General features: G+C 48.1%; 1 protein-coding gene. It reads left to right on the top strand.

Features of this window, described 5'->3' with window-relative positions; all coding sequences use genetic code 11:
* Positions 1-316: hypothetical protein (locus tag ACLI09_RS18100; protein ID WP_411421045.1), on the top strand; the 316-nt coding region annotated here is incomplete at both ends.

Raw genomic sequence — 316 nt, 5'->3', positions numbered from 1 at the left:
CATACCGGCAGCTGCTGGTTGTGCAGATGTAACCGATACGACAACTATTACCATTACTACGCTGCCTGTTGCAGACTTCCAGTATGAGTTTGATACATTCTGTACAGACTATGCTGCTCTTGCCCCAGTAGCTGTTGGCGGTGGTGTTATGGGTACCTTCACGGTAGATGTTCCGGGCCTTGCTATAGACCCTGCTACGGGTATTATAGACCCTGCAAACAGTACAGTGGGTACTTACGTTATTACAAATACGGTTGCCCCTGCTAACGGCTGTACACCGGCTCCGGTTAGTGTAACAGTTGAAGTTATAGCTAAT

It is taken from the genome of Flavobacterium sp. RHBU_24, assembly GCF_046613695.1.
Classification (GTDB): domain Bacteria; phylum Bacteroidota; class Bacteroidia; order Flavobacteriales; family Flavobacteriaceae; genus Flavobacterium.
The sequence above is the reverse complement of the archived record's forward strand: the minus strand, read 5'-3'. Positions and strand labels throughout refer to the sequence as shown.